Annotated in this window: 13 protein-coding genes; 9 read left to right on the top strand and 4 right to left on the bottom strand. The window is 69.5% G+C overall.

Annotation, left to right across the window (positions count from 1 at the left end; genetic code table 11):
- The 4 genes from N5J29_RS02185 to N5J29_RS02170 all read right to left on the bottom strand — a co-directional run bounded on the left by N5J29_RS02185 (nt 1) and on the right by N5J29_RS02170 (nt 3,161).
- Nucleotides 1–339, bottom strand: a complete 339-nt coding sequence (locus N5J29_RS02185) for a tetratricopeptide repeat protein (protein ID WP_053517807.1) — start codon at nt 337–339, stop codon at nt 1–3.
- Nucleotides 336–914 (bottom strand): flavin reductase family protein, encoded by a 579-nt coding sequence (locus N5J29_RS02180; protein WP_164152563.1) that lies wholly within the window; start codon nt 912–914, stop codon nt 336–338. Before N5J29_RS02180 ends, N5J29_RS02185 begins: the two co-directional genes overlap by 4 nt.
- Complete coding sequence (locus N5J29_RS02175; protein WP_164152564.1) at nt 911–1,540, bottom strand: superoxide dismutase; 630 nt, start codon at nt 1,538–1,540, stop codon at nt 911–913. The genes N5J29_RS02180 and N5J29_RS02175 overlap by 4 nt, the downstream gene beginning before the upstream one ends.
- Before the next feature lie 100 nt (nt 1,541–1,640).
- Complete coding sequence (locus N5J29_RS02170; RefSeq protein ID WP_164152591.1) at nt 1,641–3,161, bottom strand: thioredoxin family protein; 1,521 nt, start codon at nt 3,159–3,161, stop codon at nt 1,641–1,643.
- Nucleotides 3,162–3,344: 183 nt separating this feature from the next.
- Between N5J29_RS02170 and N5J29_RS02165 the strand changes: the two genes are divergently transcribed.
- From N5J29_RS02165 to N5J29_RS02125, 9 genes are all read left to right on the top strand, one after another.
- Nucleotides 3,345–4,280, top strand: a complete 936-nt coding sequence (locus N5J29_RS02165) for a TIGR03571 family LLM class oxidoreductase (RefSeq protein ID WP_164152566.1) — start codon at nt 3,345–3,347, stop codon at nt 4,278–4,280.
- Nucleotides 4,281–4,406: 126 nt separating this feature from the next.
- Entirely contained in the window at nt 4,407–4,718 is a 312-nt protein-coding gene (locus N5J29_RS02160) for a DUF3817 domain-containing protein (protein WP_164152567.1), read from the top strand.
- Between the two features lie 152 nt (nt 4,719–4,870).
- Nucleotides 4,871–6,067: an MFS transporter gene (locus tag N5J29_RS02155; protein WP_164152569.1), complete on the top strand. Its 1,197-nt coding sequence runs from the start codon at nt 4,871–4,873 to the stop codon at nt 6,065–6,067.
- Nucleotides 6,064–7,257: an isochorismate synthase gene (locus N5J29_RS02150; RefSeq protein ID WP_164152572.1), complete on the top strand. Its 1,194-nt coding sequence runs from the start codon at nt 6,064–6,066 to the stop codon at nt 7,255–7,257. The genes N5J29_RS02155 and N5J29_RS02150 overlap by 4 nt, the downstream gene beginning before the upstream one ends.
- Entirely contained in the window at nt 7,254–8,900 is a 1,647-nt protein-coding gene (locus N5J29_RS02145; protein WP_065182923.1) for an AMP-binding protein, read from the top strand. Before N5J29_RS02150 ends, N5J29_RS02145 begins: the two co-directional genes overlap by 4 nt.
- Complete coding sequence (locus tag N5J29_RS02140) at nt 8,900–9,532, top strand: isochorismatase family protein (protein ID WP_053517796.1); 633 nt, start codon at nt 8,900–8,902, stop codon at nt 9,530–9,532. Before N5J29_RS02145 ends, N5J29_RS02140 begins: the two co-directional genes overlap by 1 nt.
- Nucleotides 9,532–9,789, top strand: a complete 258-nt coding sequence (locus N5J29_RS02135; protein WP_053517795.1) for a phosphopantetheine-binding protein — start codon at nt 9,532–9,534, stop codon at nt 9,787–9,789. Before N5J29_RS02140 ends, N5J29_RS02135 begins: the two co-directional genes overlap by 1 nt.
- Nucleotides 9,786–13,676 carry a non-ribosomal peptide synthetase gene (locus tag N5J29_RS02130; RefSeq protein ID WP_164152574.1) on the top strand — a complete coding sequence of 1,297 codons (3,891 nt, stop codon included), beginning with the start codon at nt 9,786–9,788 and terminating at the stop codon, nt 13,674–13,676. The genes N5J29_RS02135 and N5J29_RS02130 overlap by 4 nt, the downstream gene beginning before the upstream one ends.
- Nucleotides 13,667–14,425, top strand: a complete 759-nt coding sequence (locus N5J29_RS02125; protein WP_164152576.1) for a 2,3-dihydro-2,3-dihydroxybenzoate dehydrogenase — start codon at nt 13,667–13,669, stop codon at nt 14,423–14,425. The genes N5J29_RS02130 and N5J29_RS02125 overlap by 10 nt, the downstream gene beginning before the upstream one ends.
- Nucleotides 14,426–14,442 lie beyond the last annotated feature (17 nt).

Genomic DNA, 14,442 nt, shown 5'->3' with positions numbered 1-14,442 from the left:
TCAGCCCGCGCTCTCCTGCGGCGCCGGCTGTTCGCGCTGCAGCCGGCGCAGAAACACCTGCATTTCCTTCCGAGCCTGCTCATCGCCCTGGTGGCTGGCCACGCTGAGGCCGCGTTGCCATGCCTCGCGCGCCGCCTGCGGCTGGCCACCCGCCAGCCAGGCCTTGCCCAGCAGTTTCCACGCCGCCGAGTAATGCGGATCAAGTGCCACGCAGCGGCCCAGATGGGTCGCCGCGCGCGCCGGATCGCCGGCGTCGAGCCAACCCTTGCCCAGCCCGAAGCGCAGCAGCGCGCTGTCGTGGCCGTTGGCGAGCAGGTCCTCCAGTGCCTCGATGGTCATGTCTGTACCTCCCGCAGGGTGTCCAGCGGCCCCGGCAGGAAGCGGCCACGGTGGAACATCAGCGGCGCACCGCCGGTCTCATTGATCTCGATGATGCGGCCGGCCAGCAGCAGGTGATCACCCACAGGCCATTGCGCATGACGGGTGCAGGTCAGGTGCGCGACCGCGCCGGCGATGCGCGGCGGCGCGTCGTCTTCGTCTGGAAGCAGGGGTACGCCGTCGAAACGATTGCGCACCTGGGGATCGGCGAACGTGCGCGCCAGTGCTTCCTGGTCCGCGCCCAGCACGCTGATCGCGAAGCGCGTGGCGCGCTGGAAGGCCTGCAGGCTCTGTGCGTGCAGGGCCAGGTTCCACAGTACCAGCGGCGGCTGCAGCGACACCGGCACGAAGGAATTGATGGTCAGGCCCAGCGGTGTGCCCCGTGCGTCGCGGGTGCAGACGATGGCCACGCCGGTAGGGAAGTGGCCGAGCAGCCGCCGCAATGCACGCGGCGGCAGACTGACCGAGGGTACCGGAGCCGGGGCGGGGAAGACCCCTGCCCACGGCCCGGCGTAATGGGGAGTGCAGGCGCTCATGCGCCGCCCGCCTGGCGGTAGCGGCGACCGACTTCGGCCCAGTCGATGATGTTGAAGAACGCCCCGATGTAGTCCGGACGGCGGTTCTGGTAATGCAGGTAGTACGCGTGCTCCCACACATCCAGGCCGAGGATCGGCGTGTTGCCGGACAGGCCGGCCGCCGCGCCCATCAGCGGGCTGTCCTGGTTGGCGCTGCTTTCAACCCGCAGGCGGCCATCGCGATCACTGGTCAGCCAGGCCCAGCCGCTGCCGAAGCGGGTCAGCGCCGCCTTGCTGAAGGCATCCTTGAAGGCATCGAAGCCGCCGAGGTCACGGTCGATGGCCGCCGCCAGCACCTCATCGGGCGTGCCGCCGCGTGCGCTGAGCACGGTCCAGAACAGGCTGTGGTTGGCGTGGCCGCCACCGTTGTTCCGGACTGCGCTGCGCTGGGCCTCCGGCACGGCATCGAGGCTGGCGATCAGCGCCTCGACCGGCTGTTCGGCGAGGCCGGCCTGCTCGACCGCGGCATTGAGGTTGTTGACGTAGGTCTGGTGGTGCCTGCTGTGGTGGATCTCCATCGTCCGCGCATCGAAATGCGGTTCGAGGGCATCGTAGGCATAGGGGAGCGGGGGAAGCGAGTACGACATTGAAGCAGTCTCCGTAGCGATGGCCAGCGGGCTGGCCGTGGGGAGACTGTTATCGCACCTCAACAATGGTTGAGGTCAACCCGCCTGCTCCTTCATCCACTCAACCCAGCCAACCCCTGCACGCCCCATCCACCTGATTGCCGCACGCCTGCTGCATCCGCTGCTGCAGCCGCGCCAGCGTCTGCGCGCCCTGGTGCTTGCCACTCCATGCCTTCAGCTGCCCGGCCAGGCGTTCGAAGCGCTGGCGGGTGCGCTGGTGGTAGCCCGACGGCTGTGCCTCCAGTTCGGCGATCAACGAGGCGGTCGCCTGCTCGATGCGCGGTGCATCGTCCGGCGCCAGCTTCAGCAGGCCTTCCACATACAGCACACCCCACTGCACGCGGGTCGCCGGGCCTTGCGCACCATCGTAGGCCCGTTTCAGCCACTCCAGCGCACCGGCAGTGTCGCCGCGCTGCTCGGCCAGTTCGGCCAGCTCAGGCATGTAGTAGTACGGCTGCTCGCTGCGCTTCAGCTCGGCCAGCAGCAGCGACTCCGCGCCGGCGTCGTCGCCGACCTGGCGCAGTGCGTAGACCGCGCTGCTGATCGTGGCCTGGCGTGCATGCGCATCGGTGGCGGCGGCATCGGCGGCGGCCACGCGCTGCTTGACCCGATCAACCAGAGTAGCGGGCAGTGCGCCCTTGGGCTGTTGCTGGCGGGCCAGCGACACTTCGGTCAGCGCACGCGACAACGCGTCGTCGGCGCGGTCGCCACGCTCGGCGTCTGCGCGCTCCAGTGCGACCAGCAGCTGCTGCCCCAGGGTGTTGCTGGTGGCCGGCCCGGTACTGGCCTGCTTGACCAGCTGTACGCCCGCATAGCCCAGCAGCTCGCGGTTGCGTCGCACCTCCGCGGGGTGCGCCAGAACAGCCTGCAGCAGCTCGCGCACTTCGGTGGGCGAGGCATCGGGCTTTTCGGCTGTCGCCAAGGCAAGCAGAGCGAAACGGCGCTGCAGCGCGGCCTCCGGTGCGGCCTTGGACAGCTGGCGCAGCACGTCCTGGCTGTTGCGTTCGCCGGCCAGGCGGTTGGCGTCGACTTCCCAACCGTAGTCGCCCAACACCTGCCAGTCTTCGGCGGCCAGTTGCTCCGGCGTCGTCAATGCGGTGGCCAGGGTGGCGGCAACGGCACTGCGGCGGCCTGCGGCCACGGTCAGTGCCCGGGTCAGTTCGGCGGCATCGTTGCCGCCGGCCACGCGGGTGATTTCGTTGCGTTGTGGGTCCATCACGATCAGGGTCGGATAGCCGCGCACGCCGAAGCGCTCGCCCCAGGCCTGCGCACCTTCCTCGTCGCCATCCAGGTAGACGGGAACGAATTTGCTGGTCAGCGCGATGAAGGCCGGGTCCTTGAACAGACCCGCCTTGAGCTGGTTGCACGGTGGGCACCAGACCGCACCCCAGTACAGCAGCACCGGCTTGCCGCTGTCGGCGGCTTCGGCGAAGGCGTCGTCGACGTCGCCCTGGCGCCAGGCGATGGCGGACGCCGGTGCGGGGGCCTCGGCGGAGTTGGCGGTGGAAACCGGGGCCGGGGTGCAGGCGCTCAGCGCCGAAGCCAGCAGCAACACGGAAAGCGCAACGCGCATCGGCAGCATCTCGAAGGGCAGGGTGACAGGCCATTGTAGGAATGACGGCAGAGGCTGCTGATTCAGTTTGCTCATGAAGGGTGCGCTGCAGGGCATGACGTCCGCCGCCCGCACCCTCTGCCGATACAGCACCCCATTGAACCCACCGGCTTGGCACGCACCTGCGGCAGGGCTCCACGCTAAGCTGACAGCATGAGCGATTTCAATTCTGCCTACGCTGCGCTGTTTGCAGAACAGGGCCTGAGCCTGGGACTGATGACGCCGGTGGCGGCGCACGGGTTGGCCGATCCGCATGAGGCGCGGCGTATCGCCCGGTTGGCCGATGACCTCGGCTTTGCCGCGCTGTGGACGCGCGACGTGCCCTTGATGGTGCCGCAGGGACCGGAGGCGACCGCGAGCGCGCTGGATGATCCCTTCCTGTGGCTGGGCATGCTGGCCGCCGCGACAGAGCGCATCGTGGTTGGCAGTGCGGCCATCGTGCTGCCATTGCGCCAGCCGCTGCAGGTGGCGAAGTCGGCCTTGAGCCTGGACCGCATCAGCGGCGGGCGTTTCGTGCTGGGCCTGGGTTCGGGTGATCGCCCGGAGGAATTCGCCGCGTTCGGCGAGGATCTGGAGGGCAGGGCCGCGACGTTCCGTGAGCGCTGGTCGTTGCTGCGGGCGGCGCTGTCGCCGCAGGCACACGAGCGGGCCGCCGTGCTGCAGGTGACCGGAGGCTTCGACGTGCTGCCTGCGCCGGCCGCGCGCATTCCGATGCTGGTGGTGGGTACCGCCAGGCAGAGCCTGCAGTGGATCGCCCGTGAGTCTGAAGGATGGGCCACCTATCACCGCGAGGAGGCTGCCCAGGAGGGACGCATCGGTCTGTGGCAGCAGGCGTTGGCGCAACAGGGCGCGGCGGGCAGACCGTTCGTGCAGTCGATGCTGCTGGACCTGCAGGCGGACCCGCAGGCACCCGCCGAGCCGTTGCCGCTTGGCCTGAAGGTCGGCCGCGATGGCCTGCGTGACTATCTGCTGCGCGTGCATGCGCAGGGCGTGGCGCATGTGATGTTCAATCTGGTCGACAACGGCCGGCCGGTGGAGGCCGTGCTGCGCGAGATCGGGGAGCGGGTGCTGCCGCATATCCCCCGGTAGCTGTGCTGCGCCCGCCGGGCATGGCCCGGCGCTACCGACGTGTGGGCGGTGTCCTGAACGTTCGCATCTGCGTATCATTCGCATCTTCTGTCCCTGCAGGAGCCCGATGTGACCCCAGGCAATCCCATGCACCCCGTCGGACGGCTGTTCGCCGTGGTTGCCTTCATCGAGGCCATCACCTGGGCCGGCCTGCTGGTGGGCATGTGGCTGAAGTACGGCCCGCAGGCCAACGTCGCCCTGGTCAAGGTGTTCGGGCCGCTGCATGGCGTGGCGTTCCTGGTGTACGTGGCCGTGACCCTGTTCTCCGCAGTGCGCCTGCGCTGGCCATGGTGGGCCAGCGCGCTGGCCCTGCTTGCTGCTGTCCCGCCGCTGGTCACGCTGCCGCTGGAGTGGTGGTTCCGCCGTCGCGGCCTGCTGTCGCCGCGTGTGACGCGCTGACACGGCTGTTGCGGGTCCATTCAATTGAATGGGTATCAAATGCAAATACGAGCCGTTATCATTTAAGGGTGATGCCGCTGCGTGACGTGGCGGCATCGGGCGGAGCGTCGTGCTGGCGTTCTGCCGTCCTTCCCTGTCACGGCTGGTGTTCCATGCACGCACGTCCCGTCGTTCCCGGTTTGCCGGCCCTGGTGTTGGCGGCCCTGATCGGCACCATGGCCATGATGTCTTTCGTCGCCGTGATCGGCCCGGTGGTCCGGCTGCTGGGCCTGTCCGAATGGCACGCGGGCCTGTCGGTGACGGCCGCCGGCGTGCTGTGGATGCTGGCGGCTCGCCGCTGGGGCCAACTCAGCGACCGCATCGGTCGCAAGCGCGTGCTGCTGCTGGCGATGGGCGCGTACACCGGCGTCTACCTCGCGCTCGCCATGTTCATCGATGTGGCCCTGCAGGTCACGCCGCCGGTGGTTGTGTCGGTGCTGGTGCTGGTGGGCGCGCGCGGGCTGATCGGGCTGTTCTATGCCGCGGTGCCACCGACGGCCGCAGCCTTGATCGCCGACCAGGCGCCGGCCGGCCAGCGCACGCAGTTTCTCGCCCGTCTTGGCAGTGCCAATGCACTGGGGATGGTGCTGGGCCCAGCGGCAGCAGGCTGGCTGGCCTACACGCATCTTTCGCTGGCGCTGTATGTGGCCGCGCTGTTGCCGCTGCTGGCGCTGGCACTGCTGGCGTGGCGTCTGCCTTCGACAGCGCCGGCAGCGGCGGCATCGTCAGCACGACGGACGCCCCTGCGCCGTCTGGACCGGCGCCTTCGGCTGCCCCAGCTGGCCGCGTTCCTAGCAATGGTGTCGGTGACCATCGCGCAGGTGACGGTCGGCTTCTTCGCGATCGATCGCCTCGGCCTGGCAGCGGCTGAAGGCGCGCGCATGGCCGGCATCGCACTGACCGCTGTGGGCGTCGGGCTGATCCTGGCGCAGGCACTGGTGATGAAGCTGGAGGTGCCACCGCGGCGCTGGATCGTGCTGGGTGCATTGATCGCCGGTATCGGCTTCGCCTCGGTAGCCGCCGTGCAGCAGTCCTGGCAGCTGCCGGCGGCCTATGCGCTGGCGGCATTCGGCATGGGCTTCGTGTTCCCGTCGTTCCAGGCGCTGGCCGCCGATGCGGTGCAGGCACACGAACAGGGTGCCGCCGCCGGAACGGTCGCTGCGGCACAGGGGCTGGGCATGGTGGTCGGGCCGATGCTCGGCACGCTGTTGTATCGGGGCGGGCCGAGCCTGCCGTATCTGCTGGTGGGTGTGCTGCTGCTGTTGCTGTGCGTGCTGGCGGCAACGCACCGGATGAAGGAGGCGACATGAACGATTCGCTCAGGGACGATGCATGGCAGGAGACGGCGCCGTTGCCGTTGCCGGCTGCGGATGACCCCACGCTGTTCCTGCTGCAGCATGCAGGGCAGCATGTGCATGCGCGTGGCTGTCGTGCGGCGCTTGCGTCCGGTCCGCTGGTGACGCTGGCCGGGCGCGTGGCTGCGTTCTTCGCGCAGCAGCGGGGCGGGCCGGGCCTGCTGGTCGGAGCGATTCCGTTCGAACCACGTGCCGACGATGCGCTGTACCAGCCCGAACGCGTGCTGCCTGCGTTGCCGGTGCAGCCGCAGGCTGCGCCTGCGCTGGAGGGGGTCGTGCAGGCCGAACCTTCGGCGGACGACTACGCCGCAGCGGTGGATAGGGCAGTGCAGGCCTTGCGTGATCCCCGACAGGACCTGCACAAGGTGGTACTGGCGCGCAGCCTGTTGGCACACACACGCCACGCCCTGACGCCCGACGTGCTGCTGGCGAGACTGGGAGCCGATCCGTCGGTGGCGACCTACGCGGTGCCACTGCCGGTGGAGCTGGGCCAGGCCCCGGCATGGCTGGTCGGGGCGACGCCCGAGCTGCTGCTGCGCAAGCGCGGCGCGCAGGTGCTGTCGCACCCGCTGGCCGGCTCAGCCCGGCGCAGTGCGGATCCGTTGCAGGACGAGCGTGCCGCGCAGACCCTGCTGGCGTCGGCCAAGGATCACGACGAGCACCGTCATGTGGTCGAGGCCATCGTTGATGGCCTCTCTCCCTATTGCAGCCATATCGATGCGCAGGCGCGGCCGGTGCTGCATGCCACGGCCACCATGTGGCACCTGGGAACCCGCATCCATGCCACGTTGAAGGATCCACGGGTGCCGGCCGCCGCCCTGCTGGCGCAGCTGCATCCCACGCCCGCCGTATGCGGCACGCCGCAGCAGGCGGCGCTGCAGCGCATCCGCGAACTGGAGCCGGTTCCACGCGGCTTCTACGCCGGTGCCGTGGGGTGGCTGGACGCGCAGGGCGACGGCGACTGGTACGTCGCCATCCGCTGCGCACGACTGCAGGGCACGCAGCTGCGCCTGTATGCGGGCGCCGGCATCGTCGCCGGGTCGCAGCCGCAGGCCGAAGTGGCCGAAACCGCAGCGAAGTTTGCTGCCCTGTTGAACGCGTTGGGCGTCAGTGAGCCCGCGCCCCCGACCGAGCCCCTCGCATGAGCCCATCTCCTTCCCGCCTGCCATTGCAGCAGGTATGGCCCGAAGACCGGGTCGCCCACTATCGCCGGATGGGGCATTGGCGCGGGGAGACCTTCCCGGCCTTCCTGCGCGAGCGCGCCGAACGCTACGCCGATGACATCGCGGTGGTGGCAGGTGATGTCCGACTGAGCTATGCGCAGCTGTGGCACGAGGCCGGGCGCATCGGCAGCGGCCTGCTGGCGCTGGGCCTGCAGCCCGGTGAACGGGTGCTGGTGCAGCTGGGCAACAGCGCCGGCTTCATCGCCACCGTCTGCGGCCTGTTCCGCGCCGGCCTGGTACCGGTGTACGCGTTGCCCGCGCACCGCATCACCGAGCTGGTGCACTTCGCCACGAAGGCCGAGGCCAGTGCCTTTGTCACCGCCGATGTGCACGAGGGTTTCGATCATCGCGGGCTGGCACGGGCACTGCAGGCGGAGGTGCCGGCCCTGCGCCACGTGGTGATCGACGGCGATGCGGAGGAGTTCGTCGCGCTGGCGAACCTGCAGGGCGACCGCAGCCAGCTGCCGGCCGACCCGGATCCGCAGTCGGTGGCGTTCCTGCAGCTGTCAGGTGGCAGCACCGGCCTGTCCAAGCTGATTCCGCGCACGCACGACGACTACATCTATTCGTTCCGTGCCAGCAACGCGATCTGCGGGATCGACCGCGACAGCGTGTATCTGGTCGCATTGCCGGCCGCGCATAATTTTCCGATGAGCTCGCCGGGCTTCTTCGGTGCGCTGTATGCCGGTGCCCGCGTGGTGCTCAGTCCGGGGCCGGGCCCGGATGTCGCGTTCCCGCTGATTGCACGCGAGAAGGTGACCTGCTGTGGGCTGGTGCCGCCGCTGGCCCTGCTGTGGGCGCAGGCAGCGGCATCGACGAAGCACGATCTGTCCAGCCTGCGGGTGCTGCAGGTGGGCGGCGCAAAACTGGTGCCGGAGGCCGCGCGGCGCGTCATCGATGGCCTGGGCTGCACGCTGCAGCAGGTGTTCGGCATGGCCGAAGGCCTGGTGAACTACACCCGCCTCGACGATCCCGAGGAACTGGTGGTGGCCTGCCAGGGACGTCCGATCAGCCCTGACGACGAGGTCCGTGTGGTCGACGACCACGACCAGCCGGTTGCCGAGGGCGAGATCGGACATCTGTTGACCCGCGGCCCGTACACCATCCGTGGGTACCACAACGATGCCGCGGCCAACGCGCGCTCGTTCACCGACGACGGCTTCTACCGCACCGGCGACCGCGTGCAGCAGCTGCCCGGGGGATATCTGGTGGTGCAGGGGCGTGCCGGGGACCACATCAACCGTGCCGGCGAGAAGATCTCCGCCGAGGAGATCGAAGACCATCTGCTGGCCCATCCGGGTGTGTTCGATGCGGCGGTGGTGTCCATTCCCGATGAGTACCTGGGCGAGCGCAGCTGTGCCTTCGTCATCCGCCAGGGCGAGCCGATCACGGCGCCGGCACTGAAGGCCTGGATGCGCGGGCGCGGGCTGGCGGCGTTCAAGGTGCCGGACCAGGTGGTGTTCGTGGACAGCTTCGATACAACAGCGGTCGGCAAGATCAGCCGCCGCGAACTGCGTGCGCAGCTGCGTGCGCGTCATCTGCAACAGACAGGAGGAACGCGCTGATGGCGCTGCCCCGCATTGCTTCATATTCCCTGCCGACCGCCAGCGAGTTACCACAGCCGCGCGGCCCCTGGCACCCGCAGCGCGAGCGGATCGCGTTGCTGGTGCACGACATGCAACGCTACTTCCTGGCAGCGTTCGACGCGGACAGCGAGCCGCTGCGCCCCGCCGTGGACAACGTCGCGCGCCTGCTGGCGCATTGCCGGGCGCAGGGAATTCCGGTGTTCTATACCGCCCAGCATGGCGATCAGGACCGGCGCGACCGCGGCCTGCAGGCCGACCTGTGGGGGCCCGGCATGCGCCGGAGTGAGGAACATGAGCCGATCATCACCGCGCTGGCCCCGCAGCCGGGCGAGCACGTACTGGTCAAGCATCGCTACAGCGCGTTCCAGCGCAGCAACCTGGAGACGCTGATGCGCGCGCGCGGGCGCGACCAGCTGCTGGTGACCGGTGTGTATGCGCATATCGGCTGCACCGCGACCGTGGTCGAAGCCTTCCAGCGTGATATCGAGGCATTCATCGCCGCTGATGCGGTCGCCGACTTCTCGCGCGCCGATCATGAGCAGGCGCTGCACTGGATCGCACGGACCTGTGGCGTACCGATGACCACCGGCCAGCTGCTGGAGACACTGTGATGGATAGGACGGGCGATGTGCTTGACCTGGAACGGATGCGCGCGGACGTGGCGCGCGTGCTTGAATGCGAGCCGGCCGACATCGGCGATGACGACAACCTGATCGATCTCGACCTGGATTCGATGCGCATGCTCGGCCTCGTTCTTGCGTGGAGCAACACCGGCCTTCCGCTGGAGTTCTCGCAGCTGGCCGAGCACACCACGCTGCGCCAGTGGTGGCAGGTGGTGCAACGGCTGCAGGCCGCACAAGGCGCATGAACGGTGCAGCGCCAGCCTCACCGGTGACATTGACCGAGGCCCAGGCGGGGCTGTGGTATGCCCAGCGCCTGGCTCCCGACAACCCTGCATTCAACACGGCCCATGCCGTATGGATCGACGGCGCGCTGGACGTGGCGGCCTTCACGGCCGCCGCCAACCAGGCGGCGGCAGAGGCGCAGGGGCTCGCACTGCGATTCACGGAAGGCAGTGATGGCCAGCCGCTGCAATGGCATGAGCCGGCGCATGTACCGCTGCTGGCAGTCCATGATCTTTCCAGCGCTGCCGATCCGGTGGCCGACGCCAACGCCGCGATGCGGGCCGACCGGCTGAGCCCGGTCGATCCCACCCGCGACCGGATCAGCCAGCAGGTGCTCTACGCACTGGGAGGCCAGCGCTGGGTCTGGTACCTGCGCGTTCATCATCTCGCCGCTGATGGCTATGGCATGGCACTGTTCAGCGATCGTGTCTGCGCGCTGTACGCCGGGCGCGGCGGCGATGCGCTGCCGCCCCTGGCCGGTGTACTGGCCGACGATGCGGCATACCGCATCGATCCGCGTCGCGAGATGGCCGGTGCCTGGTGGCGCGACCACCTGCGGGACGCGCCGGCCGCCGCTGGTCTGGCCGGCATCGCCGCCGCCAGTGATGACGCGCTGCGCTGGGTGCAGCCGCTGGATGCCACCTTCCGTGAAGAGCTGCTGCAGGCATCGGTGCGCTGGCTGCAGCCGTGGCCGGATGTGCTGGCCGCACTTGCGGCCGAGTACCTGCGGCGGATGAGTGCGGCCGAGGAAGTGGTGCTGGGGGTGCCCTACATGGGGCGCCTGGGAAACGCGTCGGCGCGCGTGCCCGCGATGGTGATGAACGTGCTGCCGCTGCGCGTGGCCGCTGCCGAGGGCAGTGTCGAAAGCTACACCCGTGGCATCGGCCGGCAGTTGAGCCAGAGCCGCAGGCATGGCCGGTATCGCGGCGAACAGCTGCGGCGCGATCTGGGCCTGGTCGGTGCGCAGCAGCGCCTGCATGGCCCGCTGGTGAACATACAGCCGTTCTACAGGCCGCTGGCGCTGCCCGGCGTGCAGGCCACGCTGCAGGTGCTGTGCACCGGGCCGGTGGAGGATCTGGTGCTGGGCTTCCGCGGTGATGGCCAGGCGCTGCTGGATCTGGAGATCGAGGCGAACCCCGCCCTGTACAGCGACGCCGACGTGCAGGCGCATGCGCAACGGCTGCTGCATTTCGTGTCGGCGGCGCTGGATGCCGACGACATTGCCAGCGTGCCACTGGCCACCGCGGCAGAGGTCACGCAGGTGGTTCACCGCTTCAACGCGACCACCCATCCATTGCCTGAAACCACACTGGTGGAACTGTTGCAGCAGGGCATGGATCGCGACCCTCAGGCAACGGCGCTGGTCTGCGGCGACGCCACGCTTGAGCATGCCGCGCTGGAGGCACGCAGCTTCGCACTGGCGGCACAGCTGCGCGCGCTGGGGGTGGGGCCGGGCAGTGTGGTGGCGGTCGCGCTGCCGCGTTCGATGGAGCTGGTCATCGCCCTGGTGGCCGTGCTGCGTGCCGGCGCCGCCTATCTTCCGCTGGATCCTGCACATCCCGACGAGCGCCTGGCGCGCATCCTGCGCTCGGCGCGTCCGGCCTGCGTGCTGGCCGACAGCACGATGGCGCACCGGGCCGCAGGCGTGCCGGTGCTGCCGCCCGATCAATGGATGGCACAGGGGTCTGCCGCGCCCTGGCCGGACCCGGCGCCGGATGATGCAGCCTATGTGATCTACACCTCAGGCTCGACCGGCGAACCCAAGGGCGTGGTCATCGAGCATCGCGCCATCGTCAACCGCCTGCTGTGGATGCGCGAGCACTACGGCTTCGGCCCCGACGACCGCGTGCTGCAGAAGACGCCCGCCACGTTCGACGTGTCGGTCTGGGAGTTCTTCCTGCCGCTGCTGTGCGGCGCCACGCTGGTTCTCGCCGGTCCGGATGCGCATCGTGATCCCACCGAGCTGGCCCGGCTGATCCGCGCGCAGGGCATCACCACCGCCCACTTCGTCCCGTCGATGCTGGACGCCTTCCTCGCGGCGCCGGCCTCGCAGGGCCTGCAGCTGCGCCGGGTGTTCACCAGCGGCGAAGCGCTCGACCCCTCGCTGCGCGACCGCTTCCATGCCCGCATCGACGCGCAGCTGCACAACCTGTACGGGCCTACCGAAGCCGCGGTGGACGTCAGTTACTGGCCGGCCCCGGCAGGCGATCGCTCACTGCCGGTGCCGATCGGCTTCCCGGTCTGGAACACCCGCCTGTATGTGCTCGATGCACGCATGCGGCCCTTGCCGGTGGGCGTGCCGGGCGAGCTCTACCTGGGCGGCGTGCAGCTGGCACGGGGCTACCTGGGCCGCGACGATCTCACCGCCGGGCGTTTCCTGGCCGATCCCTTCCTGGCGGGCGAGCGCATCTACCGCACCGGGGATGTCGCGCGCTGGCGCAGCGACGGAGCGGTCGAGTATCTGGGCCGCAGCGACCATCAGGTGAAGCTGCGCGGTCTGCGCATCGAGCTGGGGGAGATCGAGGCGGCGCTGCGGGAACTGCCCGGCATGGAGCGCGTGGAAGTGCTGCTGCGCCACGACCTTCCCGGTGACCCACGGCTGGTCGCCTATGTGCCGGTGGCAATGGCCGACGCCGCTGCCCTGCGCGCGCACCTGGCGGCGCGCGTGCCGGACTACATGGTGCCGTCGGCGTTCGTCGGGGTCGATCACTGGCCGGTGACCACCAACGGAAAGCTGGATCGCAGCGCGCTTCCGAAACCGCCGCAGGTCGGGATGACCGGTGTCGCACCGCGCACGCCACTGGAACATGCGCTGGCCGCCTTGTTCGCACAGGCACTGGGCCGTGAGCAGGCAGTTGCGGTGGATGCGGACTTCTTCAGCCTTGGGGGCGACTCGCTTTCGGCCGTGCACCTGCTGCTGGCCATCGAACAGCGCTGGCGCTGCGAGCTGGGCCTCGGCGTTCTGTTCGCGGAGCCGACGGTGGCGGCGCTGGCCCGGCGTATCGCCGAACCCCCGATGCTGGCCGATCATGCCTTGGGCCCGGTCATCGCGTTGGCCACGACCGATGGGACTGAACCCTCGCCGCTGTTCGTGCTGCACCCGGCAGGCGGCATCGCCTGGAATTACCGCGCGCTGGCGCGTGCGCTGCAACCGGCGCGGGCCGTGTACGGGCTGCAGTCGCCGGCGCTGGACGCCGCGCAGCCGCTGCCGGCCAGCATCGAGGCGATGGCCAACGAGTACGTGCAGCGTGTAGTGACCCTGCAGCCGCGCGGGCCGGTGCACCTGCTCGGCTGGTCGGTGGGGGGGATCATCGCCCAGGCGATGGCCGTGCGCCTGCACGAGATCGGTCGCAAGGTCGGCGAGCTGGTCCTGCTCGACGCCTATCCCAGTGAATGCTGGCGGGCCGAGCCGGAGCCGGATCCGATCGCCGCACTGCGGGCGTTGCTGGCCATCGCCGGCCACGATCCCGACGCTCACCCGGAGCTGGACAGCCGCGAGCGCATCCTGGCCTTCCTGCGTCGAGGTGGCAGTGCGCTGGGCAGCCTGCCCGACGTGGTGCTGGACGGCGTGGTGCGCGCGGTCACCGGAACCAACCGCCTGATCCGCGAGCACCACCACCGGCCATTCGACGGCACCCTGGTGCATGTGCGCGCAGGGCGGGACCACCAGGCACGACCACAGCTGCAGTCGGCGCTGTGGAAGGCGCACGCGCGCACGGTGCAGGCGCTGGAACTGCCGTTCCTGCATGCCGAACTGACCGGCCGTGATGCGGTGGCGCAACTCGCGCCATGGCTGTCGGCGCGACTGCGGCATCGGGATGAACAACAGGAGATCGCAACATGCAGTTGACCGGTTTTGAGGGTCGCGTGGCGCTGGTGACCGGCGCAGCCGGGGGGATCGGCACCGCGCTGGTGAAGCTGCTGGTCGCCGCCGGCTGCCAGGTGGTGGCCACCGACCGCGAGTCGCCCGCGATCGTGGGCGAGCGCGTCCATGCCTGTGCGCTGGATGTCAGCGACAGCGCAGCGGTCGATGCACTCATCGACCAGGTAGAGGCGAAGATCGGACCGATCGCCCTGGCGGCCAGTGTGGCCGGCGTGCTGCAGGCCGGCGCGGTGACGGATACCTGTGATGCCGATTGGCGCCGTGTTTTCTCGGTCAACGCTGACGGTGTGTTCCATCTCGGCCGCGCACTGGCGCGGGTGATGTCACCGCGCAGACAGGGCGCCATCGTCACCGTCAGCTCGAACGCCGCAGGCGTGCCGCGTCACGGCATGGCGGCCTACGCTGCCTCGAAGGCGGCAGCGACCATGTTCACCCGTTGCCTGGGCCTGGAGCTGGCGCCACTGGGCATCCGCTGCAACATCGTCGCACCCGGTTCGACGCTGACCGCCATGCAGACCGGCATGTGGGAAGACGCGTACGGTGCCGAGCGGGTGATTGCCGGCAACCTCGACACCTACAAGGCCGGCATTCCCCTGCGCAAGCTGGCTACGCCGGAGGACGTTGCCCAGTCGGTGATGTTCCTGCTGTCCGAGCAGGCCGGGCATGTGGCGATGAGTGACCTGTACGTCGACGGCGGCGCCACGCTGCGCGGCTGACCCCCTGATGCAGGGCC

The sequence above is a fragment of the Stenotrophomonas sp. GD03680 genome (assembly GCF_029844625.1).
Lineage (GTDB): Bacteria > Pseudomonadota > Gammaproteobacteria > Xanthomonadales > Xanthomonadaceae > Stenotrophomonas > Stenotrophomonas maltophilia_P.
This window is presented reverse-complemented; position numbering and strand designations above follow the sequence as displayed.

Bases quoted from the DNA above. Each gene is read 5' to 3' on its own strand.
- N5J29_RS02185 (WP_053517807.1), bottom strand. From the start codon at position 339: ATGACCATCGAGGCACTGGAGGACCTGCTCGCCAACGGCCACGACAGC.
- N5J29_RS02180 (WP_164152563.1), bottom strand. From the start codon at position 914: ATGAGCGCCTGCACTCCCCATTACGCCGGGCCGTGGGCAGGGGTCTTC.
- N5J29_RS02175 (WP_164152564.1), bottom strand. From the start codon at position 1,540: ATGTCGTACTCGCTTCCCCCGCTCCCCTATGCCTACGATGCCCTCGAA.
- N5J29_RS02170 (WP_164152591.1), bottom strand. From the start codon at position 3,161: ATGCTGCCGATGCGCGTTGCGCTTTCCGTGTTGCTGCTGGCTTCGGCG.
- N5J29_RS02165 (WP_164152566.1), top strand. From the start codon at position 3,345: ATGAGCGATTTCAATTCTGCCTACGCTGCGCTGTTTGCAGAACAGGGC.
- N5J29_RS02160 (WP_164152567.1), top strand. From the start codon at position 4,407: ATGCACCCCGTCGGACGGCTGTTCGCCGTGGTTGCCTTCATCGAGGCC.
- N5J29_RS02155 (WP_164152569.1), top strand. From the start codon at position 4,871: ATGCACGCACGTCCCGTCGTTCCCGGTTTGCCGGCCCTGGTGTTGGCG.
- N5J29_RS02150 (WP_164152572.1), top strand. From the start codon at position 6,064: ATGAACGATTCGCTCAGGGACGATGCATGGCAGGAGACGGCGCCGTTG.
- N5J29_RS02145 (WP_065182923.1), top strand. From the start codon at position 7,254: ATGAGCCCATCTCCTTCCCGCCTGCCATTGCAGCAGGTATGGCCCGAA.
- N5J29_RS02140 (WP_053517796.1), top strand. From the start codon at position 8,900: ATGGCGCTGCCCCGCATTGCTTCATATTCCCTGCCGACCGCCAGCGAG.
- N5J29_RS02135 (WP_053517795.1), top strand. From the start codon at position 9,532: ATGGATAGGACGGGCGATGTGCTTGACCTGGAACGGATGCGCGCGGAC.
- N5J29_RS02130 (WP_164152574.1), top strand. From the start codon at position 9,786: ATGAACGGTGCAGCGCCAGCCTCACCGGTGACATTGACCGAGGCCCAG.
- N5J29_RS02125 (WP_164152576.1), top strand. From the start codon at position 13,667: ATGCAGTTGACCGGTTTTGAGGGTCGCGTGGCGCTGGTGACCGGCGCA.